Raw genomic sequence first — 26,229 nt, 5'->3', positions numbered from 1 at the left:
TCTCTCACAGCCACAGCACCTTGCGGCGCAATTCAAGATCCTCGGCCAGTTCGCGCGACGGGCCGTCGTGGAAGATGCGCCCGCGTTCCAGCGCCACCGTGCGGTCCGACAGCGCCAGCGCCAGGTCGAGGTTGTGGTCCACGATCACGATGGACAGCCGGTCGCGCAGCCGGTCGAAGGTGCGGAACAGCTGTTCGACGACCGCGGGAGCCAGCCCCTCGAAGGGCTCGTCCAGCAGCAGGATCTTGGTGTCGCCCGACAGCGCCCGGGCCACGGCCGCCATCTGCTGCTCGCCCCCCGACAGGCGGTCGGCCTCGGTCTCCATCCGTTCGGCGAGGCGGGGGAAATATTCCAGGATCTCCTCGTCCGACCAGTGGGTGCCGGCGCCGGTGCGGCGGCGGATGCGGCCGAGTTCCAGGTTGTCGCGCACGGTCATCCCGGCGAACAGCCCGCGGCCCTGCGGCACATAGCCCACCCCCGCCCGCGCCACGGCAGAGGGCGGCAGGCCGGAGATCTGCTGACCGTCCAGCGTGATGGTGCCCGAGCTGACCGGCGCGATCCCGATCATCGCCTTGAGCAGCGTCGATTTCCCGGCGCCGTTGCGGCCCAACAGCGCGAGGATCTCGCCCTTGCGGATGTCGAAGCCAACGTCGTGCAGGATGTGGCTCTTGCCGTAATGGACGTTCACACCCTCAAGCCGGCACAGGGTTTCCGTGCCCGCCTGCCCGTGATGGGCGGTCGCCGCCACCGCCGAGGTGCCCGAGCCGATGTAGATTTCCTGCACCTTGCCCGAGCTGCGCGCCGCCGCCACGTCGCCGTCCAGCAGCACCTTGCCCTCGTTCATCACCGTCACGTGGTCGGCAAGGCTGAACACCCGGTCGATGTCGTGTTCGACCAGCAGCACCGGTACGTCCTGCGACACCTGCTTGATCAGGTTGCCCACGCGTTCGCGTTCCGCGACCGACAGCCCGGCCAGCGGCTCGTCCGCCAGCAGGATGCGCGGGCGGGTGGCCAGCGCCAGCCCGAGGTCCAGCAGCCGCTGCCCGCCGTAGGAGAGCGAGCCCGCGCGGGCGCTTTCCATCCCGCCAAGCCCGACCCACTCGATGATCTCGCGCGCCTGCGCGTTCACCCGCTCGATCGCGGCGGCCGAGCGCCAGGCGTTCATCCGCTGCGGGTCGGTGGATTGCACCGCCAGGCGGACGTTCTCGAACACGGTCAGTTCCGGGAACAGGCTGGTGATCTGGAACGAGCGGCCGATACCCTGCCGGGCGATCTCGTCGGCGCTTTGCCCGGCGATCTCGGCGCCTTCCAGTGTCACCCGGCCGGCGTCGGGGCGCAGCATCCCGGTCAGCAGGTTGAAGGCGGTGGTCTTGCCGGCGCCGTTCGGCCCGATCAGCGCGTGCAGGGTGCGGTCGCGCACGGTCAGGCTGACCCCGTCCACGGCCTTGAGCCCGCCGAAGCTCTTGGCGATCTCGTCGGCTTTCAGCACCTCGTCCGGCCCAGGCGCGCCGTCGCGGCGCAGCATCGCGGGCAGGGGCAGGGCGGTGGCGCGACGGTCGGCCATGGCCGCGGCCAGCGTCGGGCCGGGGCGCAGCCGCGCCATCACCTGCCGGCCGATGCCCACCAGCCCCTCGGGCGCGAACATCACGAAGCCGACGAACACCAGCCCGAACCAGAACAGCCAGTTTTCCGTCCACATCGACAGGTATTCGCGGAAGAACACGTAGAACAGCGCCCCCAGCGCCGGCCCCAGGAAGCCGCGCATCCCGCCGATGACGGCCATCGCCAGCAACTCGCCCGAAAACGCCACCGACATCGGCTCGGCCGAGGTCATGCGGTTCTTGAACATCAGAAGTGCGCCGGCCAGCGCCGTGACCGAGGCCGAGGTGACGAAGGCCGCCAGCTTGTAGCGCACCACCGGGAAGCCCAGCGCCATGGCGCGGGTCTGGTTCTCGCGGATCGCTTCCAGCACCCGGCCCAGCGGCGCGTTGACCAGCCGCCACAGCCCGAACGCCACCGCCAGCGCGATCAGCGCGGTGACGATATAGAAGTTCATGTTGTTGTTCAGGTCGAAGCCGCCCCAGGCAGGACGCTCGACCCCGCCCAGGCCGTTTTCGCCGCCGGTCAGCGCGGTCCAGCGGAAGGCGATGGTGAACCCCAGCGCCGACAGCGCCAGCGTCATCAGCGAGAAATAGACGCCACGCCGGCGCAGCATCAGCACGCCGAACCCCGCCGCCAGCACCGCCGACACCGCGAGCGCCGCGGCCAGCGGCAGCCAGAAGGCATGGCCGGGCAGGGCGCGCGCGGCCAGTGCCGCGGCATAGGCGCCCAGGCCGAACCAGGCGCCGTGGCCGAAGCTGACCAGCCCGGTATAGCCCGACAGCAGGTTCAACCCCATGGCGGCGACGGCGAAGATCACCACCTCGACGGCCGAGGTCGTGGTCAGCCCGATCCATTGCAGCGCAAAGGGCAGTGCGGCCAGCGCCGCGGCGGCGATCAGCAGGGGATGGATGCGCATGAAGCCCCTCATTCGAAACGCAGGATGCGTTCGCCCATCAGCCCGCGCGGACGCAGCAGCAGCACGACGAACATCAGCAGATAGATGGCGGCCATGGACATCGCCGACTGGCCGATGGCGATCATGAAGCCCTTGACCAGCCCGACCAGCAGCGCGGCCACGACCACCCCCCAGAACGAGCCGAGGCCCCCGATCACCACCACGACGAAGGCCGCGGTCAGGATCTCGGCCCCCATCGCCGGGTGCACGGGATAGATCGGCGCCATCAGCACCCCGGCCAGCCCCGCCAGCCCGATGCCGATGCCGGCCACCGCCGACAGATAGGGGCGCAGGGAAATCCCCATCGCGCCCAGGATGTCGGGGTTCTGGATGCCGGCGCGCACGATGCGGCCAAAGGCGGTGCGGTTCAGCAGCACCCACACCGCCGCCACCACCGCGATCGCCACCGCGATCTGGAACAGCCGGTAGCGGGAATAAACAAAATCGCCCAGGAACACCTGCCCGGTCAGCACCGAGGGCATGGAATAGGCCTGCGGCGAGGCGCCGAAATACCAGCGCAGCGCCTGCTCGATCACCATGGCCAGACCAAAGGTCAGCAGCAGCGAATAGAGCGGGTCGGCCTTGTAGAAGCGGGTGAACAGCAGCCGCTCGGTCACCATGCCCAGCCCCGCGACCAGCAGCGGCACGATGACCAGCACGGGAAAGAACCCCAGATACGGGGTCAGCAGGAACGCGAGATAGGCCCCCAGCGCATAGAACGCCCCATGCGCCAGGTTCACGATCCCGCCCAGCGAAAAGATCAGCGACAGCCCCAGCGCGATCAGCAGGTAATAGAAGCCGTCCAGCAGCCCGTTCAGGAGCTGCGCGGCAAAGAGAAACAGGTTCATCGCTTGGCCCTTCCGGCAAAGGGAAGGAGCGCGGCCGCCGCCGCGCCCCGCGGTTTCAGGTCAGCCGCCGAAGCTGCATTCGCCCCCCACGGCAGCCTCGATCAGCGTCTCCAGCGGCTGGTCGGCGGCCGGCACCGGCGCCGAGGTGGTGAAGATGTCCCACTGGTTCTGCTGCTCGCCCGGGGGCAGCGCCGTGATCGTGTAGACCTCTTGCATCAGCTGGTGGTTCTTGGGGTTGAAATAGGCGGGACGCGATTTCATCACGTCGAAGGTGTTTTCCGGGTTCTCCAGATAGCCCACCAGCGCCTCGCCGTCGGTGCCCACCGCCTCGATCGCCTGCTTGAGGATATACATCGCGGTGTAGTCGCCGAAGGCCTGGTTTTCCGGCGGCTTGCCGTATTTGTCGGTGAACGCCTTGACGAAGGCCTGCGAGCGTTCGGTATCGACCTGATGGGTCCAGACCGTCGGCCAGGTGCCCTTGAAGTTCTCGCCCCCCGCGGCCCAGGCCGAGGCGGTGTCGAAGCCGAAGCCGCCGACCGGCGCGTCCAGCCCGAACTCGGTATACTGCTTGAGGAAGCTGGTGATCTGCGTCCCGGCCAGGTTCGAGACCACGACATCGGGCTTCGCCTCGCGCACCTTCAGCAGATAGGACGAGAAATCGGTGGCGTCGGTCGGCACCAGGTCGTCGCCGGCGATATTGCCGTTGCTGCGGTCAAGGAACGCCTTGGCCGCGTTCAGCAGGTCGTGGCCGAACGCATAGTCGGCGGTCAGCAGATACCAGTTCTTGCCGTCGACCAGTCCTTCGTTCTGCAGGTACTGGCCCTCGGCGTTCACGTACATCGCGTTCTGCGTCTCGACGTGGAACATGTAGCGCTTGCAGTCGCTGCCGCGCAGCGTGTCCGAGTTGGCGCCGGTGTTGATGAACGGGCGCTGGGCGCGGTCGGCGACCTGCGAGATGGTCAGCGCCGAGGCCGAGCTGATCTCGCCGACGATGGCGACCACCTCGTCGCGCTCGATCATGCGCTCGGCCTTGGTCGAGGCGGTCTGCGGGTTGACCGAGTCCTCCTTGATGATCTCGATCATGCGGCCGTTGACCCCGCCGGCGGCGTTGATCTCTTCGACGGCAAGATCGGCGGCCATGACCGCATATTCGCCCAGCGGGCCCAGGAACCCGGTGCGCGGCGTCAGGTGGCCGATGCGGATCGGCCCGTCGTCCTGCGCGAAAGCGCCCAGCGGCAACAGCGCGGCCCCAAGGGTCAGCGCGGTGGTGGCGGCAAGCAGCCGGCGGCGGTGAAGCATGGATTTCTCCTCCCCAGGAAAATCTCGTGGATCGCGGTCCTGCCGTGATCTGAGATCACAGTTGCAGCCGATTTCGCCTGCGTCAATCAAAAATTCATGCTGCAACTGCGAAATAGACCCGAGATATTATGGCCTTGCCTTGCGCGCGATCTGAGATCACAGTTAGGGCAAGCCGAGGGTGAAATGACCAGTCAGGATAAGACGATAACGCCGCTTCGGGTCGCCTCTCTGGCGAGCCAGGTCCATGATGCGCTGACGGAAATGCTGCTGTCGGGGGAGCTGCGTCCCGACGACCGCATCCCGATGCGCGAGCTGGCCGAACGGCTGGGGGTGTCGGTGATGCCGGTGCGCGACGCGGTGGCGCGGCTGGTGGCGCAGCAGGCGCTGGTGGTGCTGCCCAACCGCGCCGTGGCGGTGCCGCTGCTGACCAGGGGCCAGTTCCGCGACCTGACCGAGGTGCGCGTCCACAACGAGACCCACGCCGCCGCGCTGGCCGCACGCCATGCCACCCCCGCGCAGGTCGCGGCGCTGCGCCAGGCCGATGCCGCATTCGCGCAGGCGCTGGGCGCCCCTGACGCCAAGCCCTCGGTCCGCGCCAACAAGGAACTGCATTTCCTGCTGTACGAGGCCGCGGGGTCGGCCGTGCTGGTCGAGGTGATTCGGGCGCTGTGGCTGAAGGCCGGGCCGATCATCAACCTGGACCTGGAACAGGACACCCGCCGCCGCCGCACCGCGGTGTCGCGCGCCCTGCACGGGCAGTTGGTGCAGGCGGTCGAGGCCCGCGACCCGCAGGCCGCCGCCGATGCGGTCGAGGCCGACATCCGTTCGGCCGCCGAGTTCATCCTGTCGCGCGACATCCTGCCTGCGTGACCTCTCAACAGGGAAACCGCCCATGAATCTGGATCTCAACGGAAGCCGCGTCATCGTCACCGCCGGCGCCGCCGGCATCGGCCGCGCCATCGTCGAGGGGTTCCTCGCCGAAGGGGCGCAGGTCGCCACCTGCGACATCGACGAATCGGCACTGGCGACGCTGCCCGACGCGGTGTTCGCCCGCCGCGTCGATGTGGCCGATGCCGAGGCACTGCGCGGCTTCGTGGCGGATGCCGCGGCGGCGATGGGCGGGCTGGACTGCCTGGTCAACAATGCCGGCATCGCCGGCCCGACCGCCAGGGTCGAGGATGTGGCGCTGGACCAGTGGAACGCCACGCTGGCGATCTGCCTGACCTCGCATTTCGTGGCCGCCGCCGCCGCCGTGCCGCTGCTGCGCAAAAGCGGCAACCCCTCGATCGTGAACCTCTCGTCGCTGGCCGGGCGGCTGGGGTTCGCGCTGCGCAGCCCCTATGCGGCGGCGAAATGGGGGGTGATCGGGCTGACGAAATCGCTGGCGATCGAGTTGGGCGGCGATTCCATCCGGGTCAACGCGGTGCTGCCGGGGATCGTCTCGGGCGACCGCCAGCGCCGGGTGATGGAAGCCCGCGCCCAGGCCCGCGGCGCCTCGTTCGCCGAGATCGAGGCTGAGGCGTTTTCCCACAGCGCGATCCGCGAATACGTCACCCCGCAGCAGATCGCCAATCAGGTGCTGTATCTGGCCAGCCCCCTGGGGCGCACCATGTCGGGGCAGGCGATTTCCGTCTGCGGCGGCACCGACCGGCTGGGCTGAGCGGAAAACACCCCGCCGCGGGCAGGTGCCGCGGCGGGGGGATCGTCATTCGGGGAACGGCGTGCCGCCGTGGTCGAGGAACCGCTCGAGCGCGGCCCGCCACGGCGCGATGTCGATGTCCTCGCGCGCCAGCCACTCGGGGTTGTAGTAGCTGTCGGCATAGCGGTCGCCGCTGTCGCAGATCAGCGTGACCAGCGAACCGCCCTGACCCTCGGCCATCATCGCCGCCGCCACGCAGCACAGCGCAAAGAAATTGGTCCCGGTCGAGCCGCCGACCCGGCGGAACAGCCGGTCCGACAGCACATGCGCGGCGGCGATCGAGGCCGCGTCGGGCACCCGGATCATGTGGTCGATCACGCTGGGAATGAACGACGGCTCAACCCGCGGCCGCCCGATCCCCTCGATGCGAGAGCCCGGCGCCTCGGTGTCGTCGCGGCCGGTGGCCCAGGCGTCGTAGAAGGCCGAGCCCTCGACATCGGCCACGCACAGCCGGGTGCGAAAGCCGCGATAGCGGATATAGCGCCCCAGCGTGGCGGCGGTGCCGCCGGTGCCGGCGCTGGTGACGATCCACTCCGGGACCGGGGCTTCCTCGCCCTCCATCTGGCGAAAGATGCTGTCGGCGATGTTGTTGTTGCCGCGCCAGTCGGTCGCCCGCTCGGCATGGGTGAACTGGTCCAGGTAATAGCCGCCATGCTTGGCGGCCAGCCTTGCCGCGACCTCATAGACCTCGCCGGTGTGCTCGACGAAGCTACATTCGCCGCCGAAACTGGTGATCGCCTCGATCTTGGACGGGCTGGTCGAGCGCGCCATCACCGCGATGAAGCGCAGCCCCAGCAGCCGGGCGAAATACGCCTCGGACACGGCGGTCGAGCCCGAGGACGCCTCGACCAGCACGGTGTCGCGGCGGATGCGGCCGTTGCAGATCCCGTAGAGGAACAGTGAGCGCGCCAGCCGGTGCTTGAGACTGCCGGTCGGGTGGGTGCTTTCGTCCTTGAGATAGACCGAGATCCCCGGCAGCCCCGGAAAGATCGGCTTCAGCAGATGGGTGTCGGCGGAACGGTGGCTGTCGCCCGACAGCACCGCCACCGCCTGCCGCGCCCAGGCCCGGTCGCGACATTCAGGCAGCGCCGGCAGCAGGCCGGGACCGGGGCCGGAACCGGCGCCCGGGTCGGCCGGGAAGAAAAGGGAGGGCATCGTTACTCCTGCAACGGTAGCCGGCTGCGCACCAGCGCGGTCCAGTAGGACACGCCCCAGGCGATGGCATCGTCGTTGAAATCATAGGCGGGGTGGTGCAGCCCGGCGCTGTCGCCGTTGCCGATGTTGATCATCGCGCCCGGCACCTCGTTCAGCATGAAGGAAAAATCCTCGCCCCCCAGCGTCTGCGGCATATCGCGGTGGACCCGGCCCGCGCCCGCCACGGTTTCCGCCGCTAGCGCCGCGTATTCGGTATGCGCGTCGTGGTTGACCGTGACCGGATAGTGGCGGCCATAGTCCAGCCGCGCGGTGGCACCATAGGCGGCGGCGATGCCCTGCACCATCTCGCCCATCCGCGCCTCGATCAGGTCGCGGACCTCCTCGCGCAGGGTGCGCACGGTGCCGGCCAGCGCCAACGTCTGCGGGATCACGTTATAGGCGTCGCCCGCCTGCACGCGGGTGACCGAGACCACGGCCGAATCCACCGGGTCGAGATTGCGCGACACGATGGTCTGCAACCCCTGGATCAGTGCCGCCATCACCGGCATCGGGTCGATGGTGCGGTCGGGCTGGGCCGCATGGCCGCCCTTGCCGGTGATCTCGATGTCGAACATGTCGACCGAGCCCATGATCGGCCCCGGCGCGATGGTGAACTCGCCCACGGGCAGGCCGGGGCGGTTGTGCATCCCGTAGACCTCGTCCACCGGAAAGCGCTGGAACAGCCCGTCCTCGATCATGGCGCGAGCGCCGGCGCCGCCTTCCTCGGCCGGCTGGAAGATCAGCACTGCGGTGCCGTCGAAGTTGCGGCTTTGCGCCAGCCCCATGGCGGCGCCCAGCAGCATGGCGGTGTGGCCGTCATGGCCGCAGGCGTGCATCTTGCCCGGCACTTCCGAGGCCCAGTCGGCGCCGGTGGCCTCGACGATCGGCAGCGCGTCCATGTCCGAGCGCAGGCCGATGGTCCGGCCCGAGCGGTTGGAGCGCCCGCGGATCACCGCCACCACGCCGGTGCGGCCGATGCCCTCGTGTACCTCGTCCACCCCGGCCTCGCGCAGCGCCTCGGCCACGCGCGCCGCGGTGCGGGGCAGGTCGTAGAGCAGTTCCGGGTTGCGGTGCAGGTCGCGGCGGAAGTCGACCAGCTGGGTGATACGGTCGGAAATCCAGTTCTCGACGGCCATTTTCGGTTCCTATTCTTCCTTGGTGTCCATGCGATAGCGGAAATCGCAGTGGGAGGCGCCCTGCATGATGGTCTGGCTGCGGGTCAGTTTCATGTCGGGGTTGTAGCCGATGCAGAAATCGCCATCGCGGTTGCAGGACAGCAGATGCCCGATCCGGCCCACCCCCATTTCGCGATACATCTCGGCATAGCGGCAGCGGGTGACGTTGAACTCCATCTTTTCGTCGTCCACGCCCAGCATCTCGATCTCCAGCGAGCCGCCGGCGGTCCAGTTGGGCATGATCGCGGCGAAGTCGTGGAAATCGGGGGTGTGGCCCAGCTCTTCGGCAAAGGCCTGCCCCTGCTGGATCGCCGATTGCGTCACCGCGGTGCCGATGATCTCGTCGGCGGTGTCGGTGCCGTAGCGGGTCTCGAGCACCTCGTGCACGTTCTTGAGGATCTGCGCCTCGATCCGGCGGCGCTCGATGATGGGAAGCTGGCTCACTGGCTGGCCTTTCGGGTCTTGGGGGGTGGTCATTTCATTTCCTGCAGGTCCTTGCGGCGCATCCACGCCAGATAATTCGGCGCGATCCGGCGGGCGAAGCTGTGGAAGGGCAGGGGCCGCGGTTCGGACAGCGGCAGGGCCAGCGTATCGAGCGCGACACCCGACACCGCCCGCGCCATCTCGCGCCCCAGCGCCACCCCCAGCGCCACGCCGCGGCCGTTGCAGCCGATCCAGGTCCAGGCGTCGGGGCCCAGCTGGTGGATGCGCGGGAAACGGTCCCAGGTCATGCCGATATAGCCGGACCAGACATGGCTCATCCGCGGGGTGCCCAGCTGCGGATAGGCCTCGGCCAGGCTGCGGGCGGCCTTGTCGGCGACGCGGCGGGCCATGTCGCGCCGGCCCATCACCGCGCCGCCGGTGATCAGCCGGTTGCGGGCGTCATAGCGGAAGAACCGCAGGTCGCCGCGGGTGTCGGACACCGCCTGCCGCCCGGGCAGGATGCTGGCGCGCAGCTCGTCCGGGATCGGGTCGGTGGACATCTGCCAGGACAGCACCGGTACGATGGTATGGGCCAGCTTGCGGGCCAGCCGCGGCACCAGCTCGCCGGTATAGGCGTTGGTGGCCAGGATCATGTGGCGGGCGCGGACCTTGTGGCCGGCGGTGGTGCGCACGAGCCAGCGGTCGCCCTCGCGCGACCAGCCGGCGACCGGGGTCGCCTCGTGGATCACCGCGCCATGGGCGGCGGCGGCGCGGGCGAGGCCGCGGGCAAGGCCCAGCGGGTTGATATGGCCGCCGGTGGGGTTCAGCATCCCGCCATACCAGAAATCCGTGCCCAGCAGCGCCGTGGTTTCTTCGCGGTCGAGCAGGCGGGCGGGAAAGCCGTAATGCTGCCAGGCCTCGACCCGGGCGCGCGACAGCCTGACCCGGCCCGGCGAATGGGCGGGCTGGAACCAGCCGGTCTGTTCGGCCTCGGCCTCGGCCTCGATCCCTTCGCGCCGGGCGATGTCGAACAGCGTGTCCGCGCTGCCGCCCACCAGCCGCACGAAGCGTTCGCCCGCCGCGCCCCAGCGCTCGGCCATGGCGCGGGGCTCGGCCGCGGTCAGGGTCGGGATCACCTGGCCGTTGTTGCGCCCCGAGGCGCCCCAGCCCACCGCCTGCGCTTCCAGCAGCAGCACCCGCTGCCCGGCGCGTGCAAGTTCCAGCGCCGCCGACAGCCCGGTGAAGCCGGCGCCGATCACCACCGCATCCGCTTCGGCGTCGCCGGCCAGCGGCGGCGCCTGCGGGGGCCGGGGGGTTACGGCAGCCCAGATCGAGTCGGGAAACACTACGTCGGCCATGGTCTTATCCTTGCTCCGCGCTCAGGCGGCGTCGGTCAGTTTCGGCGGCTGCCAGTCGCGGCCCGGGATCGAGGCCAGCAGCGCCTGGGTGTAATTGTGGCGGGGGTCGGCAAAGACTTCGGCGGTGGGGCCGGTCTCGACGATCTCGCCCTTCTGCATGACGATGATGCGGTCGCAGAGCTGGGCGGCGACGCGCAAATCGTGGGTGACGAACAGCAGCGACAGGTTCAGCCGGTCGCGCAGATCGGCCAGCAGCCGCAGCACCTGCGCCTGCACCGACACGTCCAGCGCCGACACCGGCTCGTCCGCGACGATCACCTTGGGCTGCATGGCGATGGCGCGGGCGATGCCGATGCGCTGGCGCTGGCCGCCGGAAAATTCATGCGGATAGCGCTCGGCGGCCGAGGGCGACAGCTCGACCAGCGACAGCAGTTCGCGCGCGCGGGCGTGAGCCTCGGCCTTGGGCATGCCGTGGACGATGGGGCCCTGCGCGATCAGGTCCACCACCCGCTTGCGCGGGTTCAGCGAGGCCATGGGATCCTGAAAGATCATCTGGATGTCGCGGCGCATGGCGCGCAGCTGTCGGCGGTCGGCGTGGATCAGGTCGCGCCCGCCGATCACCACCTCGCCCCGGTCGGGCGGCAGCAGCCGGGTCACGATCCGCGACACCGTGGTCTTGCCCGAGCCGGATTCGCCGACCACGCCCAGTGTCTCGCCCTGCCGCAGCTCGAAGCTGAGATCGCGCACCGCCGTCACCGCCTGCCGCCGCCCCGACAGCAGGCCGCCGCGGGCGGCAAAGGTCTTGGCCAGCCCCTGCGCCCGCAGCACCACCGGCGCGGCCGACAGGTCCTTGTGCGCGGGCGGGGTCAGCGCCGGGACCGCGGCGATCAGCGCCTGCGTATAGGGGTGGCGGGGGTGGTTCAGGATCTGCGCGGCCGGGCCGGATTCGACCAACTCGCCCAGCCGCAGCACCGCGATGCGGTCGGCGATTTCCGCCACCACCCCGAAGTCGTGGGTGATGAACAGGATGCCGGTGCCGTGCTGGCGCTGCATTTCCTTGATCAGATGCAGGATCTGCTTTTGCGTGGTCACGTCCAGCGCGGTGGTCGGCTCGTCGGCGATGATCAGCCGCGGGTTCAGCACCAGCGCCATGGCGATCATCACCCGCTGCCGCTGCCCGCCGGAAATCTGGTGCGGATAGGCGTTATAGGCCGAGGCCGGGTCGGGGATATGCACGTCGCCCAGGATCTCCAGCGCCCGCGCCCGCCGCGCCTTGCGGTCAACGTCGGTGTGCAGGCGCAGCACCTCGTCGATCTGCCAGCCGACGGTCTTTTGCGGGTTCAGCGCCGTCATCGGTTCCTGAAAGATCATCGCCACGCGGTCGCCGCGGAGGGCGCGCATCTCGGATTCCGACTTGGCGCAGATGTCCTCGCCGTCCAGCAGGATGCGCCCGGCCGAGACATGCACATGCGGTTCCGGCAGCAGCCGCATCACCGCATTCGCCGCCAGCGACTTGCCCGAGCCGGATTCGCCGACAAGGCAGACGATTTCCCCGGGGTTCACGGTCAGGTCCAGATGCTCGAGCGCATAGGGCCGGTCGCCCCCGGGGGGCAGCGAGATGCGCAGGTCCTGAATTTCAAGGATCGGGGCCGTGGTCATTTCTTTTGCCTCGGGTTCAGCACGTCGTTGAGGCCCTCGCCCAGCAGGCTGAAGGACAGCACGGTCAGCAGGATCGCGATGCCGGGGATCACGGTGCAGTACCAGTCGGTGCGCAGCACCGCGCGGCCCTGGCCGATCATGTTGCCCCAGCTGGCATAGTTCGGGTCGCCAAGCGCCAGGAAGGCCAGCGCGCTTTCCATCAAGATCGAGGTCGCCATCACCACCGAGGCGAAGACGATCACCGGCGGCAGCGCGTTGGGCAGGATCTCGCGGAAGATGATCGAGACATTGCCGACGCCGAGGTTGCGGGCGGCGTCGACGAACTCGCGCTTGCGCAGCGACATGAACTCGGCCCTGACCATGCGGGCGGGGGCGGTCCAGGACACGATGCCGATGGCGATCACGATGTTCTCGATGGTCGAGCCGAAGATCGCCACCAGCGCCAGCAGCAGCACGAAGCTGGGGATGGTCTGGAACGCCTCGGTCACGCGCATCAGCAGGTCGTCGATCCAGCCGCCGAAATAGCCCGAGACCGCGCCGATCAGGATGCCGATGGTTATCGAGATCAGCGTCGCCACCACCCCGATCAGCAGCGAGATGCGGGCGCCGTGCAGGATGCCGGCCAGGATGTCGCGACCCAGCTGGTCGGTGCCCAGCGGCGTCGCCGGATCGGCAAAGGGCGCGGTCAGCGGCACGCCAACCCGGCGCAGCGGGTCGCCGGGGGTGATCACCCCCGCCAGCAGCGCCGCCAGCACCACCGCGACGAACAGCACCAGCCCCAGCATCGCCGCGCGGTTGCGGCGAAAGCGCCGCCACAGCACGCCCGCACGCGACGGGCGCGTCAGCTGCGGCTCGAGAACGGGTTCGATGTCGGGAACGCTCATTTCAGTTCGATCCTCGGGTCGAGCCAGGCATAGACGAGATCGGTCAGGATATTGACCACGACGACGATGATCGAGCACAGGAAGATGATGCCCATCAGCGTGTTCAGGTCGCGCTTGACGACCGAGGTGTAGGCCAGCTGCCCCAGCCCGGGCAGGGAAAAGATGGTCTCGATCACCACCGAGCCGCCCAGCACCGTGGAAATCTGCAGCCCCAGCAGGGTGATCACCGGCAGCAGCGCGTTGCGCATGATGTGGTGGAACATCAGCCGCGAGCTGCCCGCGCCCTTGGCCCGCGCGGTGCGCACGAAGTCGAGGTCCATCACCTCGAGCACGCTGGTGCGCATCAGCCGCATGTAGAAGGCCAGGTAGATCAGCGACAGTGCCAGCGTCGGCATCAGCAGATGGGTGGCGATGTCCAGCCACAGCCGCCAGCCGGTGTGAAAGGCGCCGATGTCGCGGATGCCGCCGACCGGCAGCCAGTTCAGCTTGACCGAGAACAGCAGCACCAGCAGCAGCGCCAGGAAGAACGACGGCATCGCATAGAACACCAGCCCCAGCGTCGAGATGATGTTGTCGGCTGCCGAATAGGCCCGGCGCGCCGCGAACGCCCCCAGCGCCACCCCGACCACAAAGGCCGAGGACAGCGCCCCCAGCATCAGCAGCAGCGTCACCCACAGCCGCGAGGCCAGCACCTGCGTCACCGGCTGCTCATAGACATAGGACCAGCCCAGATCGAGCTGCGCCAGCTTGACCAGATAGCGCCACAGCTGCACCAGCACCGGCTGGTCCAGCCCGTATTCCTGCCGCAGCCGCGCGACAAAGGCCGGGTCGGCGCCGCCCATGTCGCCGACCAGCGCATCGACGGTATCGCCCGGGGCCAGCTTGATCAGCAGGAAGCTGCCCACGATGATCAGCAGGATCACCGGCAGCGCCTGCAGAAGGCGCCGCAGAAGATAAAGTAAAAGCGACATCGGTTGCCTGAACAATCATCCCGCGGGCGCCGCTGCGGACAGCCGGCGCCGGGGGATCGTGGTTGCGGAAAGGGCCGGGGCGGCGTGCGCGCCCCGGCCGGCGCCTGTCACTCGTCGATCCACAGGTCGTACCAGCTGGAGCTGTCCCAGCGTGGCGTGTTGTGGTGGTTGATCAGCTTCTTGTTGGTGATGCCGACGAAGGGATGCTCGATGGCGAAGATCACCGGCAGGTCGGTCATCGCCAGCCGCTGGATCTGGTGATAGAGATCGGCGCGCTTTGCCGGGTCCAGCTCTTCGGCGGCGGCGTCGATCAGCCCGTCCATCTCGGCCGATTCATAGCCGAACTGGTTCGACCAGGCGGTGCCCACCGGCGCCCCCGAGCGCAGCCACACCGTCGTCGAGACCGCGGGGTCCGAGCGGAACTGGTGCCAGCCGTTGGCGGTGTCGAAGTCGTGGTCGCGGTAGACCCCGTTCAGGAAGCCCGGCGCGTCGTTGGTGACCAGATCGACCTGGATGCCGATTTCCTTCATCGCCTGCGCGAAATATTCGCCCCACAGCTGGGTGTATTCGCCCCAGGGCGCCGGGCGGTGGCGCAGCTTGAAGCGGATGCCGTCCGGCCCGACGGGATAGCCGGCCTCGTCCAGCAGCGCCTTGGCCTTTTCCACGTCGTATTCATAGACCGGCACGTCGTCGGTATAGTTGGCGCCGCCGACGCTGGGGATCGGGCCGTGGCCCGGCTTGGCAAAGCCGCGCATGATGGTGTTGATGGCGAAATCCAGGTCCAGCCCGTGATAGATCGCCTGCCGCACCTTCAGGTCGGCCAGGATCGGGTTGCGCAGGTTGAACTCGACCGTCGAGTGGGCGACGTTGTTTTCAAAGCCCTGCGTGCCCATGTCGAAGCGCGGATCCTTGCCCAGCCGCTCGAGGTCGGCCATCGAGATGCCGTTGAAGCCGGATTCATGCAGCTCGCCCGCCTCAAGCGCGGCGGCCGCCGCGGCCTTGTCGGGGATGAAGCGCCAGATCACCCGGTCCAGATAGGGGTATTCCGGCCCGCGCCAGTAATCGTCGTTGCGCACCCCGATGATATACTGGCCGCGCTCGTATTCCTGGAACTTGAACGGGCCGGTGCCGACCGGCGCCTGGTTGTGCGGGTTCTTGAGGATGTCGGTGCCTTCGTACAGGTGCCTGGGCACCGGGTGGCCCAGGTCGGGCATCGCCGCCACGATCAGGTCCAGCGGCATCGGTTCGGAATAGTTGAACACCGCGGTCAGCGGATCGGGGCAGTCGACCGATTCCAGGTTCGCCTGCAGCGTCGAGGAATAGTTCAGCAGCGGCTTCCACAGCTCCATCGCCGAAAACGCCACGTCGTCGCACTGGAACGCCTCGCCGTCGTGCCAGCGCACCCCGTCGCGCAGCTTGAAGGTGATGGCCTTGCCGTCCTCGCTGGACGACCATTCGGTGGCCAGCACGCCGACATAGCCGTCATAGGTCTTGTCGATCAGCGGCTCCATGAAGCGGCCGGTGATCTGGTAGACCCCGGTCGAGGCCCGCAGCGCCGGGTTCAGCACCCCCTGTTCGCTGTTCATGTGCACGAACACCGTGCCGCCGCGCTTGGGCTCGGCCGGTTGCTGCGCCGCCGCCTGCTGCGCCAATGTCGCCGCGCTCAGCGCCGCGATGCAGGCACCCAGCATCAATCCGCCATGCGTTTTCCGCATTGATCGTTCCCCCCTGGACGGGCCGGCTACGGAATTTCCGGCACTATGTGTGATCTCACCGACCTTCCGCCACCCTGCCGCGCATGTCAATGGATAACACTACCAATATCCTCAAAGTCGTATAAACTGACCTCGTAACGCCGAAAACTCGGCACAGTTTTTCGATATGAGCGGTAACATGGGAAATTATTCCTTGGATAACCCCGTGGCCGGGACGGTCTGGATCACCGGGGCCGGATCGGGCATCGGCGCGGCCCTGGCGCGGCGCTTTGCGCAGGAAGGTTTTCCTGTGGCGCTGTCGGCGCGGACCGAGGCACCGATCGCCGCGCTGGCGACGGAAATCAACGCTGCGGGCGAGCAGGCGCGGGCATTTGCGCTGGATGTGCTGGACCGCGCGGCGGTGTTCGACACGGTGCGGCGAATCACCGACTGGCAGGGCGGCATCGCGGTGCTGTGCAACAACGCCGGGCTGAACAACCCGCACCGGCACTGGGACGACATCGATTTTGCCGAATGGGACGCGGTGATCGCGACCAACCTGTCCGGCGCGATCAACGTCATCGCCGCCACCCTGCCGGTCATGCGCGCGGGCGGCGGCGGGGTGATGATCCACACCGCCAGTCTGGCCGGGCGCCACCACATGCCGGCGGCGGGGGTGCCCTATGGCGCCTCGAAACACGCGCTGGTCGATCTGTCCGCCAGCCTGAACGCGGCCGAGGGCAGGAACGGCATCCGCTCGACCGCGCTCTGCCCCGGAGAGGTGGCGACCCCCCTGCTGCTCAAGCGTCCCGGCTTCGACCCCGGGCTGATGCAATGGATGATTCAGCCCGAGGACGTGGCCGAGCTGGCCCTGACCGTGGCGCGGATGAACCCCGCCGTCGCCATCCACGAGATCGTGTTCGCGCCCCTGCAACGCGACAGCAAGCGAAAGGAAAGCCCGATGTCCCATCCCGTCAAAGGTGTCGACCACCTGTTCCTGCTGACCGCCGACCTGGACGGCAGCGCCGACAGATGGCGCCGGCTGGGCTTCACCCTGTCGCCGCGCGGCACCCACAGCCCGGAAAAGGGCACGGCGAATTATACGATCATCTTCGAGCATGATTATTTCGAACTGCTGGGAATCATCGCCGACACCCACGCCAACCAGCACCAGCGCGACATGATCGCCCGCGACGGCGACGGGCTGCGCGCCATCGCCTGCCGCATCGACGACGCCCATGCGGCGCGGCGGCTGCTGGCCGCGCTGGGGATTGGCGCCGAGCCGGTGGCCGAGTTCTCGCGCCCGCTGCCGCTGCCCGACGGCGGTACCGGCACCGCCGCCTTTGCGGTGACGCATTTCGCCCGGCAGGACACGCCCGCCGGCTTCATGTTCATGTGCCAGCACAAGACCCCGGACATGGTGTGGCGCCCCGAGCTGCAGACCCACGCCAATACCGCGCGGGGGCTGGCCGGGATCGTCGCGGTCTCGGACGACCCCGAACAGGCGGCGGGGCGCTATGCGCGGTTGTTCGCGGCCGGGCAGGTGACACCGGCCGACGGCGGCTGGCTGGTCGCGACGGGGGCGGATTCGGCGCCGATCCTGTGCCTGTCGCCCGCGGCCGCGGCGGCGCGCTGGACCGAGGCGGCGCTGGCCGCCACCCCGGCTTCGGCATTCGCTGCGATGCGGGTGGCAGTGCGCGACCTTTCGGCAGCGCGGGCGGCGGTGGCCGCGGGCGGCGTCGCGACCCATGATCTGCCCGGCGGCTTCTGGGTCGCCCCCGCCGACACCTCAGGCGTCATCCTGGAGTTCGTCGCATCATGAAATCCCCCGCACGGCGAATGAGCGATTCGCGCCGCCGCTCGGGCGAGCACGCCAGTTTCGACGAGGTGGATCGCCAGATCCTCGACCTGCTGCAGGAACGCGACCGCCCGGTGGCGGTGCTGGCCGAAGAGGTCGGGCTGTCGCAGACCCCCTGCTGGCGCCGGGTCCGGCGGCTTGAGGAAGCCGGTGTGATCCGCGGCCGGGTGGCGCTGGTCGACCACAAGCGCGCCGGGGTGCCGATGATCATTTTCATCGGCATCACCGCGCCGCGGCACGAGATCTCGTGGCTGAACCATTTCCGCGAGCTGATCGAGACCATCCCAGAGGTGGTCGAGGCCTACCGGCTGACCGGCTCGACCGATTACATCATGAAGGTGATGGTCCCCGACATCGAGGCCTTCGACCAGGTGTACAAGGCGATGATCGAGCGGCTGGAGTTTTCGCAGATCAACTCGTCGATCGCGATGGAGGAGCTGAAGTTCACCACCGCGGTGCCGACCACCTATCTGACCCCGCCCACGGTCGAGCCCGAGGGTGGGGTGGGCTGACCCGCTCGCCGCTGAGGGACAAGGCCAGGCGAGCTGATCCCGCCCCACGCTGGGCCCGCGGGTCAGGCGAGCTGATTTGCCCGCTGCCAACCCCGCCGAGGGTGGGGTGAGCTGATCCGCCCGCCGCTGAGGGGCAGCCAAGTAAACTGCCCGCCGTCGCGCCCGAGAGCCAAGCGGGCTGACCCCGCCCGTCACTGGCAGGGCTGGTGCTGGGACGGCTGGGTGAGGCTGGGAAAATCGCCGCCGGTGGCGCCGCGTGCGCGCGCCCCGGCTCAGCTGCGCTCGGCGGTGTCCATCCAGATGGTGACCGGGCCGTCGTTGACCAGCGCCACCTGCATGTCGGCGCCGAACTCGCCGGTCTCGACCTGCAGCCCCTGCTCGCGCAGCGCCTGCGCAAAGGCGAGATACAGCCGCTCGCCCTCGCCCGGGGCGGCGGCGGTGGAAAACCCGGGGCGGTTGCCGCTGCGCGTGTCGGCGGCAAGGGTGAACTGGCTGACCACCAGCGCCGCGCCGCCGCTGTCCTGCACGGAACGGTTCATCCGCCCCTGATCATCGCGGAAGATGCGCAGCCGCGCCACCCGCCCGGCCAGCTTGCGCGCCACCTCGGCGTCGTCGCCCTGCATGGCGCAGACCAGCACCAGCAGCCCGGCACCGATGCGCCCGGTCGAGCGGCCGGCAACGGTGACCTCGGCCTGCGCGACGCGCTGGATCAGAACCCGCATGATCGTCCTTTCGACGGCTGCCTCAGCGCAGCATGATCCCCATGATCACGGCCATCAGCCCCAGCACCGAGGCCGCCAGCGCCCCCATGTTCACCGCCACCACCCGCTGCATGGTGGCGCGCATGGCGGCATCCTCGAGCCGCGCGCGGCGGGCGCGGGTGACCGCCAGGATGCACCACAGGATCCCCGCCAGCCCCAGCGCGGTCAGCACCGCGCCGCCCCAGATCAGCATGTCGTAGATGGTCATCGCGCCCTCGTTCGCCGCCCGGATTGCCGTGGCCCGGGCCTAGCGGCGATTGCGCCGGGCGGCAAGTCGGCCTATGGCAGCGGCTTACCCCGCGGCGCGGTCCGCGGCGACCCACGGCAAGGGACAGCAAGCGACATGAGCGACGATCAGGCCTATGGCATCGCAGCCGGAGAGCTGCGCCAGTTCATCGAACAATTCGAACAGCTCGACGCCGAAAAGGCGGATATCGCCGAGCGTCAGAAAGAGCTGATGGCCGAGGCCAAGGCCCGCGGCTACGACACCAAGGTGATGCGCAAGGTCATCGCCCTGCGCAAGCGCGACAAGGACGACGTGGCCGAGGAAGAGGCGATCCTGGAGATGTACAAGGCCGCGCTGGGGATGTGATCCTGCAGCCGCGGTCGCGCGGGTTGCGCTGCCGGAGCCGGGGGTTTTCCACCCCCGCACCCCCGGAGGATATTTGAGACCGCCCGAAGCAGCGGTGCAGGGCAGGCGCGGGGAGTGTATGCAGAAGGGGCCACCCTTGCGGCCCGGAGGGGAGGCGCGGTTGCGTCTGTGAGACCTGGACGGGTCAGGGGCCGAGGAACTCGACCCCGGGCAGGGCGGCGATCATCGCCACGTCTTCCTCGTAGGTGTCGGTGATCTCGTCGACCAGATCCTGGGTCCAGCCGGGGATCAGGATCTCCTGCTGGATCGTCTCTGGGTGGGCGTGGCGGCCCAGCATCTCGGCGAAGATGGCGCGGCGGGCGGCGACGGTCAGTGGGCCGGCGCGGGTCAGCGCCTCGCGCAGCTCAACCATCCCCGCGGGGGGCAGCAGGTCGCCCAGCACCGCGAGCCCGGATTTCAGCGGCACATCGGCGGGCATCCGGGCGATGCGGCGCACGGCCTCGGGCCAGACCAGCGGCGTGTCCTCGTAGCACCAGACGATCACCCGCCGGCCCTGCATCGATTCCACGATGCGCTGCATCGCCGGACCCCAGCGCAGGCTGCGCGGGTCGCAGCCCGCCAGCGCCCGCACCCCCGGCGGATCGGGCAGGCGCGACAGCAGATGCGGGATCTGCAGCGCCGGGTTCTGGATCGCCAGCGAGACCTCGACCTCGGCCGAGGGGAACAGCCCCGCCACCGCCCGCATCCGCGGCCCGGCCTGCGGAAACAGCCCCTTTTCGGTCAGGCAGCGCACCGGCGCCCCGATCAGCGACGCCTGCGAGATCACCATCCGCCGCACATTGTCGGATTCCAGCAGCGCGTCGTAGATCACCTCTTCCATCGCCGGCGACGCCTCGCCCCCGCGCAGCGAGGTCAGCGATTCGTCCAGCACCCCCTTGTAGCGGCCGGGCGGCACCACCTCGACCCCGTTCGCCAGCAGCCAGTCGCGGTTCTCCATCAGGGTGCGGATCATGCGCTCGGGTTCGGTCCCGTGGGTGCCGAAATGGATGGCGACCTGCATTTGCAAAAAATCCTTGTTAGAAACCCGGGTGTTCCGTCGCCTCCCGTGCCGCCTGCGTCAAGGGGAAATGCCCATGGCCGCGGCGCGACCCTGCGCGCTTGCACGAAAGGGGCGGCCCGCGTATCTCAGATGTCGGGCCGGTTTAGCTCAGTGGTAGAGCGTCTGATTTGTAATCAGGGGGTCGGGGGTTCAAATCCCTCAACCGGCACCATGCTTTCAATGGATTGCGGGATTCCGGCATCCGGTCCCGGCGCATTTCCCGATGCCCGGCGGGTGCGCTCACCCGCCCCAGCTGCGTTCCGCCAGCGACAGCCAGTTGCGCCAGGCGATGCGCTCGACCAGGTCGCGGCCATAGCCGTGGGCCAGCATCGCCTCCAGCAGCCGGGGCATGGCGGCGGCGTCGGGCAGGTCGGCGGGCATCACCGCGCCGTCGAAATCCGACCCCAGCGCCACGCCGTCTTCGCCGAGGATGCCCAGCAGGTGGTCGAGATGGCGCAGCATCGGCCCAAAACCCCGGAACGGCTCGCGCCGCCCGTCGGGGGCCAGGAAGCCGGTGTTGAAGTTCAGCCCGACCACGCCGCCCGAATCGGCGATCTGGCGCAGCTGCCGGTCGGTCAGGTTGCGCGAGCTGGGGCAGACCGCGTGCGCGCCGGAATGGGTGGCGACCAGCGGCGCGTCGCTCAGCCTCGCCACGTCATCGCAGCCCTTTTCGTTCAGATGCGACAGGTCGATGATGATGCGCAGCGCGTTGCATTCGCGCACCAAGGCCCGGCCGCGCTCGGTCAGCCCCTCGCCGCGGTCGGGGGAGGAGGGGAAGGCAAAGGGCACCCCCTGACCATAGGCGGTCGGCCGCGACCATACGAAACCCAGCGAGCGCAGGCCGATCGCGTGCCAGACATGCAGCGCGTCAAGGTCGGCCAGCGGCTCGGCGCCCTCCATATGCAGGATCGCGGCGATGCGGCCGGCCTCCATCGCGGCGCGGATCTCGGCGGCGCTGCGGCAGATCGACAGCGTGCCGCTGCGTTCCAGCGCCAAGAGCGCCGCGGCCTGGGCAAAGGCCTGGGGCAGGGCGGTGCGGCTGTCCACCGGCGGCGGCAGCGGCAGTTCGAAGGGTGGGTTTTCCTTGAGCAGCACGATCCCGGCGACGTCGCCCGGGTCCGGGTCCGGGATCCAGACCGCGAAGAACCCGCCCGCCATGCCGCCCCGGCGCAGCCGCGGCAGGTCGATGTGGCCGGTGCCGTCGCCCTGCGTCCACATCCGGTCCGCATCGGCCCCCGCCGCCACCGCCCGCTGCAGGTAATCGTTGTGTCCGTCGAAAACCGGGATCATCCGCGCCCTCCGCTGCCTTCGGGGACCAAGCACCGCCCGCCTGCGGGATGCAAGCCCCGCGGCACTTGCCCTTGCCGCGACCCCGTGCAACGCAAGGGGCGGGACAGGGCGCGGGGGGCGGCAATGGCCGGACGGATCATCACGGTGGCCCAGCAGAAGGGCGGCTCGGGCAAGACCACGCTGACGGTGAACCTGGCCGTCGCACTGCGCCGCCGGGGCCTGAGCGTCGCGGTGCTGGACACCGACCCGCAGGGCAGCCTCGGCCGCTGGTTCATGGAGCGGCTGGACCGTCAGGGCGAGGACGAGGGGCTGGAGTTCACCACCTCCTCGGCCTGGGGGGCCAGCTATGAAAGCGAAAAGCTGAAGAAGCGCTTTGACGTGGTGCTGATCGACACCCCGCCCAAGATCGAAAGCGATCTGCGCCCGGCCTTGCGGGTGGCGGATCTGGTGCTGGTGCCGGTGGCGTCCAGCCAGGTCGATCTGTGGGCGACCGAGGGGGTGCTGGACCTGGCCAGCCGCGAACGCCGCCCGGTGCTGGTGGTGCTGAACCGCACCCGCCCGAACACCCGGCTGGGGGCCGAGGTCGCCCAGGGCGCCGCGCAGCTGGGGGTGGCGGTGGCGCAGGCGCAGCTGGCCAACCGCGTCGCCTATGCCGAAACCCTGGGCCGCGGCGGCGCGGTGTCCGAGGGCCCGCCCGGCCCCGCCCGCGACGAGATCGCCGCGCTGGCCGACGAGATCCTGCGCTACGTTGGCGGCGGGGACTGAGGATCCGACGTCCTGGCGCAAGCGGACGGATGGGCGGACTAGGGTGTCCGGGACGAGGGGCGGCGGCGATGGCTGAGGGCTTAAGCCTCGGCTTCGTGCACGGCGAAATCGCGGCACTGACCACCCGTGATGCGTTGCGCCGCCGCGCATCCCGATCTTGTCGTCAGCATCTGCCGTAGGGATGTGGCAACGGGCGGTGGTGTGTGACGGCGGTCGCTGGGGAACACGGTGGTCGCCGGGCTCGGCCCGATGAAATCCTAGCATTGGCCGAGATCACGCCCTGATCGAGATCGCGTCCACATCACCTGCGCGTCTTAACCTTATCTTCAACTTCCTGCCGTAGACCGGATCCCACGGACGGATGCCGTCCGAACGCTTGGGCAGGAGGGGCGCGCATGACGGCAGATTTCACCGATATTTCCGGGGCGCAGCCGATTCCGCCGCCAGAGGGACCGCTGTCAGGCGCCGACCTCCGAGCCCGCGTCGCCGAATTGGGGCCGTGGTTCCACAATATCAAGCTTGCCCCCGGCATCGCCACCCGCGGCATCGCCCCTGCGCCCGGCCCGCAGCCTGCCGACCATCCGCTGCGGCGCTGGCAGGTGTATCGCGAGGTGCTGCCCGCGGACATGGCCGGGATGCGGGTGCTCGATCTCGGCTCGGCGGACGGGTTCTTTGCGCTGGAGATGGCGCGGCGCGGGGCGCTGGTGCTGGCGCAGGACAGCTGGGGCGCGATGATCGCGCGGCTGCGCCTTGCCGCGCAGGCAGCCGGGCTGCAGGACCGAATCTGGACACGGGTGGGCGAGGTGACCGCGATCCGGCCCGGCGAACGCTATGACGCGGTGCTGGCGCTGGGGCTGCTCTATCACCTGCGCCACCCGTTCCACGACCTGGAAATCATTGCCAGCACCACCGATCTGCTGTGGCTGGAAACCACGCTGCATCCGGGCGCAGGCAGCTTCATCCACTTCAAGCCCCCGGCCGCGGGCGTCCATCACATCCGCAAATGGTTCCCCACCCGCGACTGCGTGCGCGACATGCTGGACGAATGCCGCTTCACCAGTATCGAGACCATCCCCGACCCCACCCCCAACCGCGGCTCGTTCCTCGCGCGCCGCTAGAGCTTGTCAGTGCATGGCCCTCATCTTGCAGAAGATATTCCAGCGACCGGGGTGGTCTCCGATTCCGTCGAAGCCTGTGTATCCCCGTCGTCTTCACGCCCATGGTCGTCATCTCGGGGCTGGAACGGACCATCGCCCGGTGCAAGGCCGGGATCGTCGGTTTCTTCCCCGCGCTGACGCGCGAAACCCCGGCCCTCACTCCGGTCTCGGGGATCAGCCCCGCCGCCTGCTGCGCTTGTTGCCGCCGCGCTGCCCGGCGCGGCCGGCGGTCGAGCGGCCGCGAGCCTGCACCGCGGCCTCGGCGGCGTCTTCCACCGCCTGCTGCCGGGCCAGCGGGTCGTCCGAGACCGCCAGCTCGACCGCTTCCAGCCGCTTGACCTCGTCGCGCAGCCGCGCGGCCTCCTCGAACTCGAGGTTCTCGGCCGCCTTGCGCATCTGCGCGCGCAGCGCGTCGAGATGCGCGGCCAGGTTGGCGCCGACCAGGGGCTTCTCCACCGTGGCGGTGATCCGCGACTGGTCGGTGTCGCCCTGCCACAGCCCGGCCAGCACGTCGTCGACGTTCTTGCGCACCGTCTGCGGGGTGATGCCATGCGCCTCGTTATAGGCCTGCTGCTTCTGGCGGCGGCGCTCGGTCTCGCGCATGGCGCGTTCCATGCTGCCGGTGATGCGGTCGGCATACATGATCACCCGCCCGTCCACGTTGCGCGCGGCCCGGCCGATGGTCTGGATCAGCGAGGTCTCGCTGCGCAGGAACCCCTCTTTATCCGCATCGAGGATCGCCACCAGCCCGCATTCCGGGATGTCCAGCCCCTCGCGCAGCAGGTTGATCCCGACCAGCACGTCATAGGCCCCCAGCCGCAGATCGCGCAAGATTTCAATGCGTTCGATGGTGTCGATGTCGCTGTGCATGTAGCGCACGCGGATACCCTGCTCGTGCAGATATTCGCTCAGATCCTCGGCCATGCGCTTGGTCAGGGTGGTGACCAGGGTGCGGTAGCCGGCGGCGGCGACGCGGCGCACCTCGTCCAGCAGGTCGTCGACCTGGGTCTCCACCGGCCGGATCTCGATCACCGGGTCCAGCAGCCCGGTGGGGCGGATCACCTGCTCGGCAAAGACGCCGCCGGTCTGGTCCAGCTCCCAGTTGCCGGGGGTGGCGGACACGAACACCGATTGCGGACGCATCGCGTCCCATTCCTCGAATTTCAGCGGCCGGTTGTCCATGCAGCTGGGCAGGCGGAAACCGTGCTCGGCCAGGGTGAACTTGCGCCGGAAGTCGCCGCGATACATGCCGCCGATCTGCGGCACGCTGACGTGGGATTCGTCCGCGAACACGATGGCATTGTCGGGGATGAACTCGAACAGCGTCGGCGGCGGCTCGCCGGGGGCGCGGCCGGTCAGATAGCGGGAATAGTTCTCGATTCCGTGGCAGACCCCAGTGGCTTCAAGCATTTCCAGGTCGAAATTCGTGCGCTGCTCGAGCCGCTGCGCTTCCAGCAGCTTGCCCTCGTCGTTCAGCTGCGCCAGCCGCGCCTGAAGTTCGGCGCGTATCCCCTTGATTGCCTGCTGCAAGGTCGGCCGCGGGGTGACATAGTGGCTGTTGGCGTAGATGCGGATCTGCTTGTAGTCGCCGTCCCTGGCGCCGGTCAGCGGGTCGAACTCGGTGATGCTCTCCAGCTCGTTGCCGAAGAACGAAAACCGCCAGGCCCGGTCCTCGAGGTGGGCCGGCCACAGCTCGACCACGTCGCCGCGCACCCGGAAGGCGCCGCGCTGGAAGGCGCTGTCCAGCCGCTTGTATTGCTGGGCCACCAGCTCGTTGATGAAGCCGCGCTGGTCGTAGCTTTCCCCGACCACCAGGTCCTGGGTCATCGCCGAATAGGTCTCGACCGAGCCGATGCCGTAGATGCAGCTGACCGAGGCCACGATGATCACGTCGTCGCGTTCCAGCAGCGCCCGGGTGGCCGAGTGGCGCATCCGGTCGATGGCCTCGTTGATCTGGGATTCCTTCTCGATATAGGTGTCCGAGCGCGGCACATACGCCTCGGGCTGGTAGTAGTCGTAGTAGCTGACGAAATATTCCACGGCGTTTTCGGGGAAGAACCCCTTGAACTCGCCGTATAATTGCGCGGCCAGGGTCTTGTTCGGGGCCAGGATGATTGCCGGGCGCTGGGTTTCCTCGATCACCTTGGCCATGGTGTAGGTCTTGCCGGTGCCGGTCGCGCCCAGCAGCACCTGGTCGCGTTCGCCGCCGCGCACCCCCTGCGCCAGCTCGGCAATGGCGGTGGGCTGGTCGCCGGCGGGCTGGAACTCGGAATGCATGACGAAGCGGCGCCCGCCTTCCAGCTTTTCCCGCGGTTGGGGCGTCAGCAGCAGCGGTGCGGGGGCGTTGGTGTTGTTGTGAGCCATGAGGATCCCTGACCGGGCCGGCCGACGCGGCCACCTGCCCGACCACGCAAGTTGGGCCCGAAGCGGCCGG

Annotated in this window: 23 protein-coding genes and 1 tRNA gene; 8 read left to right on the top strand and 16 right to left on the bottom strand. The window is 68.9% G+C overall.

Annotated features, from left to right (window positions below; translation table 11 throughout):
* Nucleotides 1–4 precede the first annotated feature (4 nt).
* From RSP45_RS03795 to RSP45_RS03785, 3 genes are read right to left on the bottom strand one after another with little or no spacing between them, the layout of a single operon-like run.
* Nucleotides 5–2,518 (bottom strand): ATP-binding cassette domain-containing protein, encoded by a 2,514-nt coding sequence (locus RSP45_RS03795; RefSeq protein WP_415393272.1) that lies wholly within the window; start codon nucleotides 2,516–2,518, stop codon nucleotides 5–7.
* Between the two features lie 8 nt (nucleotides 2,519–2,526).
* On the bottom strand, nucleotides 2,527–3,405 hold the full coding sequence (locus tag RSP45_RS03790; RefSeq protein ID WP_073062190.1) for a branched-chain amino acid ABC transporter permease: 879 nt from the start codon (nucleotides 3,403–3,405) through the stop codon (nucleotides 2,527–2,529).
* 60 nt (nucleotides 3,406–3,465) lie between these two features.
* Entirely contained in the window at nucleotides 3,466–4,704 is a 1,239-nt protein-coding gene (locus RSP45_RS03785; RefSeq protein ID WP_415393271.1) for an ABC transporter substrate-binding protein, read from the bottom strand.
* Between the two features lie 183 nt (nucleotides 4,705–4,887).
* On the opposite strand from RSP45_RS03785, the gene RSP45_RS03780 reads away from it, so the two are divergent.
* On the top strand, nucleotides 4,888–5,574 hold the full coding sequence (locus tag RSP45_RS03780) for a GntR family transcriptional regulator (protein WP_073062183.1): 687 nt from the start codon (nucleotides 4,888–4,890) through the stop codon (nucleotides 5,572–5,574).
* 22 nt (nucleotides 5,575–5,596) lie between these two features.
* Nucleotides 5,597–6,364, top strand: coding sequence for an SDR family oxidoreductase (locus RSP45_RS03775; protein ID WP_415393270.1), 768 nt, complete (start codon nucleotides 5,597–5,599; stop codon nucleotides 6,362–6,364).
* Nucleotides 6,365–6,409: 45 nt separating this feature from the next.
* On the opposite strand, the gene RSP45_RS03770 is transcribed toward RSP45_RS03775, so the two are convergent.
* The 8 genes from RSP45_RS03770 to RSP45_RS03735 all read right to left on the bottom strand — a co-directional run bounded on the left by RSP45_RS03770 (nucleotide 6,410) and on the right by RSP45_RS03735 (nucleotide 15,782).
* Nucleotides 6,410–7,558 carry a PLP-dependent cysteine synthase family protein gene (locus tag RSP45_RS03770; protein WP_415393269.1) on the bottom strand — a complete coding sequence of 383 codons (1,149 nt, stop codon included), beginning with the start codon at nucleotides 7,556–7,558 and terminating at the stop codon, nucleotides 6,410–6,412.
* Between the two features lie 2 nt (nucleotides 7,559–7,560).
* Nucleotides 7,561–8,733 carry a M20 aminoacylase family protein gene (locus tag RSP45_RS03765; protein ID WP_415393268.1) on the bottom strand — a complete coding sequence of 391 codons (1,173 nt, stop codon included), beginning with the start codon at nucleotides 8,731–8,733 and terminating at the stop codon, nucleotides 7,561–7,563.
* Between the two features lie 9 nt (nucleotides 8,734–8,742).
* Nucleotides 8,743–9,216, bottom strand: coding sequence for an L-2-amino-thiazoline-4-carboxylic acid hydrolase (locus RSP45_RS03760; protein ID WP_415393267.1), 474 nt, complete (start codon nucleotides 9,214–9,216; stop codon nucleotides 8,743–8,745).
* A 29-nt stretch (nucleotides 9,217–9,245) separates the two neighbouring features.
* Nucleotides 9,246–10,553 carry an NAD(P)/FAD-dependent oxidoreductase gene (locus tag RSP45_RS03755; protein ID WP_415393266.1) on the bottom strand — a complete coding sequence of 436 codons (1,308 nt, stop codon included), beginning with the start codon at nucleotides 10,551–10,553 and terminating at the stop codon, nucleotides 9,246–9,248.
* A 21-nt stretch (nucleotides 10,554–10,574) separates the two neighbouring features.
* Nucleotides 10,575–12,212: an ABC transporter ATP-binding protein gene (locus RSP45_RS03750; RefSeq protein ID WP_415393265.1), complete on the bottom strand. Its 1,638-nt coding sequence runs from the start codon at nucleotides 12,210–12,212 to the stop codon at nucleotides 10,575–10,577.
* Nucleotides 12,209–13,096, bottom strand: coding sequence for an ABC transporter permease (locus tag RSP45_RS03745; RefSeq protein WP_073062161.1), 888 nt, complete (start codon nucleotides 13,094–13,096; stop codon nucleotides 12,209–12,211). Before RSP45_RS03745 ends, RSP45_RS03750 begins: the two co-directional genes overlap by 4 nt.
* Nucleotides 13,093–14,067 (bottom strand): ABC transporter permease, encoded by a 975-nt coding sequence (locus tag RSP45_RS03740; protein WP_073062158.1) that lies wholly within the window; start codon nucleotides 14,065–14,067, stop codon nucleotides 13,093–13,095. The genes RSP45_RS03745 and RSP45_RS03740 overlap by 4 nt, the downstream gene beginning before the upstream one ends.
* A gap of 107 nt (nucleotides 14,068–14,174) precedes the next feature.
* Complete coding sequence (locus RSP45_RS03735; protein ID WP_415393264.1) at nucleotides 14,175–15,782, bottom strand: ABC transporter substrate-binding protein; 1,608 nt, start codon at nucleotides 15,780–15,782, stop codon at nucleotides 14,175–14,177.
* A gap of 193 nt (nucleotides 15,783–15,975) precedes the next feature.
* Between RSP45_RS03735 and RSP45_RS03730 the strand changes: the two genes are divergently transcribed.
* Complete coding sequence (locus tag RSP45_RS03730; RefSeq protein WP_415393263.1) at nucleotides 15,976–17,583, top strand: SDR family NAD(P)-dependent oxidoreductase; 1,608 nt, start codon at nucleotides 15,976–15,978, stop codon at nucleotides 17,581–17,583.
* A gap of 17 nt (nucleotides 17,584–17,600) precedes the next feature.
* Complete coding sequence (locus RSP45_RS03725; RefSeq protein ID WP_324328896.1) at nucleotides 17,601–18,131, top strand: Lrp/AsnC family transcriptional regulator; 531 nt, start codon at nucleotides 17,601–17,603, stop codon at nucleotides 18,129–18,131.
* 272 nt (nucleotides 18,132–18,403) lie between these two features.
* On the opposite strand, the gene dtd is transcribed toward RSP45_RS03725, so the two are convergent.
* Both dtd and RSP45_RS03715 read right to left on the bottom strand, forming a co-directional pair.
* Nucleotides 18,404–18,853: a D-aminoacyl-tRNA deacylase gene (gene dtd / locus RSP45_RS03720; RefSeq protein ID WP_415393262.1), complete on the bottom strand. Its 450-nt coding sequence runs from the start codon at nucleotides 18,851–18,853 to the stop codon at nucleotides 18,404–18,406.
* A gap of 22 nt (nucleotides 18,854–18,875) precedes the next feature.
* Entirely contained in the window at nucleotides 18,876–19,100 is a 225-nt protein-coding gene (locus RSP45_RS03715) for a hypothetical protein (protein WP_415393261.1), read from the bottom strand.
* A 135-nt stretch (nucleotides 19,101–19,235) separates the two neighbouring features.
* Between RSP45_RS03715 and RSP45_RS03710 the strand changes: the two genes are divergently transcribed.
* Nucleotides 19,236–19,484 carry a DUF2312 domain-containing protein gene (locus RSP45_RS03710; protein WP_036704162.1) on the top strand — a complete coding sequence of 83 codons (249 nt, stop codon included), beginning with the start codon at nucleotides 19,236–19,238 and terminating at the stop codon, nucleotides 19,482–19,484.
* A 184-nt stretch (nucleotides 19,485–19,668) separates the two neighbouring features.
* On the opposite strand, the gene RSP45_RS03705 is transcribed toward RSP45_RS03710, so the two are convergent.
* Nucleotides 19,669–20,544 carry a hypothetical protein gene (locus RSP45_RS03705; protein ID WP_415393260.1) on the bottom strand — a complete coding sequence of 292 codons (876 nt, stop codon included), beginning with the start codon at nucleotides 20,542–20,544 and terminating at the stop codon, nucleotides 19,669–19,671.
* Nucleotides 20,545–20,680: 136 nt separating this feature from the next.
* On the opposite strand from RSP45_RS03705, the gene RSP45_RS03700 reads away from it, so the two are divergent.
* A tRNA-Thr gene (locus tag RSP45_RS03700) sits at nucleotides 20,681–20,755 on the top strand.
* Nucleotides 20,756–20,823: 68 nt separating this feature from the next.
* Here RSP45_RS03700 and RSP45_RS03695 read toward each other — a convergent pair.
* Nucleotides 20,824–21,873 carry a dipeptidase gene (locus tag RSP45_RS03695; RefSeq protein WP_415393259.1) on the bottom strand — a complete coding sequence of 350 codons (1,050 nt, stop codon included), beginning with the start codon at nucleotides 21,871–21,873 and terminating at the stop codon, nucleotides 20,824–20,826.
* A gap of 123 nt (nucleotides 21,874–21,996) precedes the next feature.
* On the opposite strand from RSP45_RS03695, the gene parA reads away from it, so the two are divergent.
* Together parA and RSP45_RS03685 are read left to right on the top strand one after the other, a co-directional pair.
* The gene (parA, locus tag RSP45_RS03690) at nucleotides 21,997–22,638 is read left to right on the top strand and encodes a ParA family partition ATPase (protein ID WP_415393258.1); all 642 of its coding nucleotides are present in this window, start codon (nucleotides 21,997–21,999) and stop codon (nucleotides 22,636–22,638) included.
* A gap of 395 nt (nucleotides 22,639–23,033) precedes the next feature.
* Nucleotides 23,034–23,756 (top strand): methyltransferase domain-containing protein, encoded by a 723-nt coding sequence (locus RSP45_RS03685; protein WP_415393257.1) that lies wholly within the window; start codon nucleotides 23,034–23,036, stop codon nucleotides 23,754–23,756.
* A 213-nt stretch (nucleotides 23,757–23,969) separates the two neighbouring features.
* On the opposite strand, the gene uvrB is transcribed toward RSP45_RS03685, so the two are convergent.
* Nucleotides 23,970–26,159, bottom strand: coding sequence for an excinuclease ABC subunit UvrB (gene uvrB, locus RSP45_RS03680; RefSeq protein WP_415393256.1), 2,190 nt, complete (start codon nucleotides 26,157–26,159; stop codon nucleotides 23,970–23,972).
* Between the last annotated feature and the right edge of the window lie 70 nt (nucleotides 26,160–26,229).

This window comes from Paracoccus sp. SJTW-4, assembly GCF_047716885.1.
Taxonomy (GTDB): domain Bacteria; phylum Pseudomonadota; class Alphaproteobacteria; order Rhodobacterales; family Rhodobacteraceae; genus Paracoccus; species Paracoccus solventivorans.
Note: the sequence above shows the minus strand (reverse complement) of the source record. Positions and strands in the feature narration are given on the sequence as shown.

Coding starts and splice junctions, on each gene's coding strand:
- RSP45_RS03710 (WP_036704162.1), top strand. CDS start 19,236: ATGAGCGACGATCAGGCCTATGGCATCGCAGCCGGAGAGCTGCGCCAG.
- parA (WP_415393258.1), top strand. CDS start 21,997: ATGGCCGGACGGATCATCACGGTGGCCCAGCAGAAGGGCGGCTCGGGC.
- RSP45_RS03750 (WP_415393265.1), bottom strand. CDS start 12,212: ATGACCACGGCCCCGATCCTTGAAATTCAGGACCTGCGCATCTCGCTG.
- uvrB (WP_415393256.1), bottom strand. CDS start 26,159: ATGGCTCACAACAACACCAACGCCCCCGCACCGCTGCTGCTGACGCCC.
- RSP45_RS03740 (WP_073062158.1), bottom strand. CDS start 14,067: ATGTCGCTTTTACTTTATCTTCTGCGGCGCCTTCTGCAGGCGCTGCCG.
- RSP45_RS03785 (WP_415393271.1), bottom strand. CDS start 4,704: ATGCTTCACCGCCGCCGGCTGCTTGCCGCCACCACCGCGCTGACCCTT.
- RSP45_RS03735 (WP_415393264.1), bottom strand. CDS start 15,782: ATGCGGAAAACGCATGGCGGATTGATGCTGGGTGCCTGCATCGCGGCG.
- RSP45_RS03685 (WP_415393257.1), top strand. CDS start 23,034: ATGACGGCAGATTTCACCGATATTTCCGGGGCGCAGCCGATTCCGCCG.
- RSP45_RS03780 (WP_073062183.1), top strand. CDS start 4,888: ATGACCAGTCAGGATAAGACGATAACGCCGCTTCGGGTCGCCTCTCTG.
- RSP45_RS03795 (WP_415393272.1), bottom strand. CDS start 2,518: ATGCGCATCCATCCCCTGCTGATCGCCGCCGCGGCGCTGGCCGCACTG.
- RSP45_RS03745 (WP_073062161.1), bottom strand. CDS start 13,096: ATGAGCGTTCCCGACATCGAACCCGTTCTCGAGCCGCAGCTGACGCGC.
- RSP45_RS03790 (WP_073062190.1), bottom strand. CDS start 3,405: ATGAACCTGTTTCTCTTTGCCGCGCAGCTCCTGAACGGGCTGCTGGAC.
- RSP45_RS03765 (WP_415393268.1), bottom strand. CDS start 8,733: ATGGCCGTCGAGAACTGGATTTCCGACCGTATCACCCAGCTGGTCGAC.
- RSP45_RS03705 (WP_415393260.1), bottom strand. CDS start 20,544: ATGCAGGTCGCCATCCATTTCGGCACCCACGGGACCGAACCCGAGCGC.
- dtd (WP_415393262.1), bottom strand. CDS start 18,853: ATGCGGGTTCTGATCCAGCGCGTCGCGCAGGCCGAGGTCACCGTTGCC.
- RSP45_RS03695 (WP_415393259.1), bottom strand. CDS start 21,873: ATGATCCCGGTTTTCGACGGACACAACGATTACCTGCAGCGGGCGGTG.
- RSP45_RS03725 (WP_324328896.1), top strand. CDS start 17,601: ATGAGCGATTCGCGCCGCCGCTCGGGCGAGCACGCCAGTTTCGACGAG.
- RSP45_RS03770 (WP_415393269.1), bottom strand. CDS start 7,558: ATGCCCTCCCTTTTCTTCCCGGCCGACCCGGGCGCCGGTTCCGGCCCC.
- RSP45_RS03715 (WP_415393261.1), bottom strand. CDS start 19,100: ATGACCATCTACGACATGCTGATCTGGGGCGGCGCGGTGCTGACCGCG.
- RSP45_RS03775 (WP_415393270.1), top strand. CDS start 5,597: ATGAATCTGGATCTCAACGGAAGCCGCGTCATCGTCACCGCCGGCGCC.
- RSP45_RS03755 (WP_415393266.1), bottom strand. CDS start 10,553: ATGGCCGACGTAGTGTTTCCCGACTCGATCTGGGCTGCCGTAACCCCC.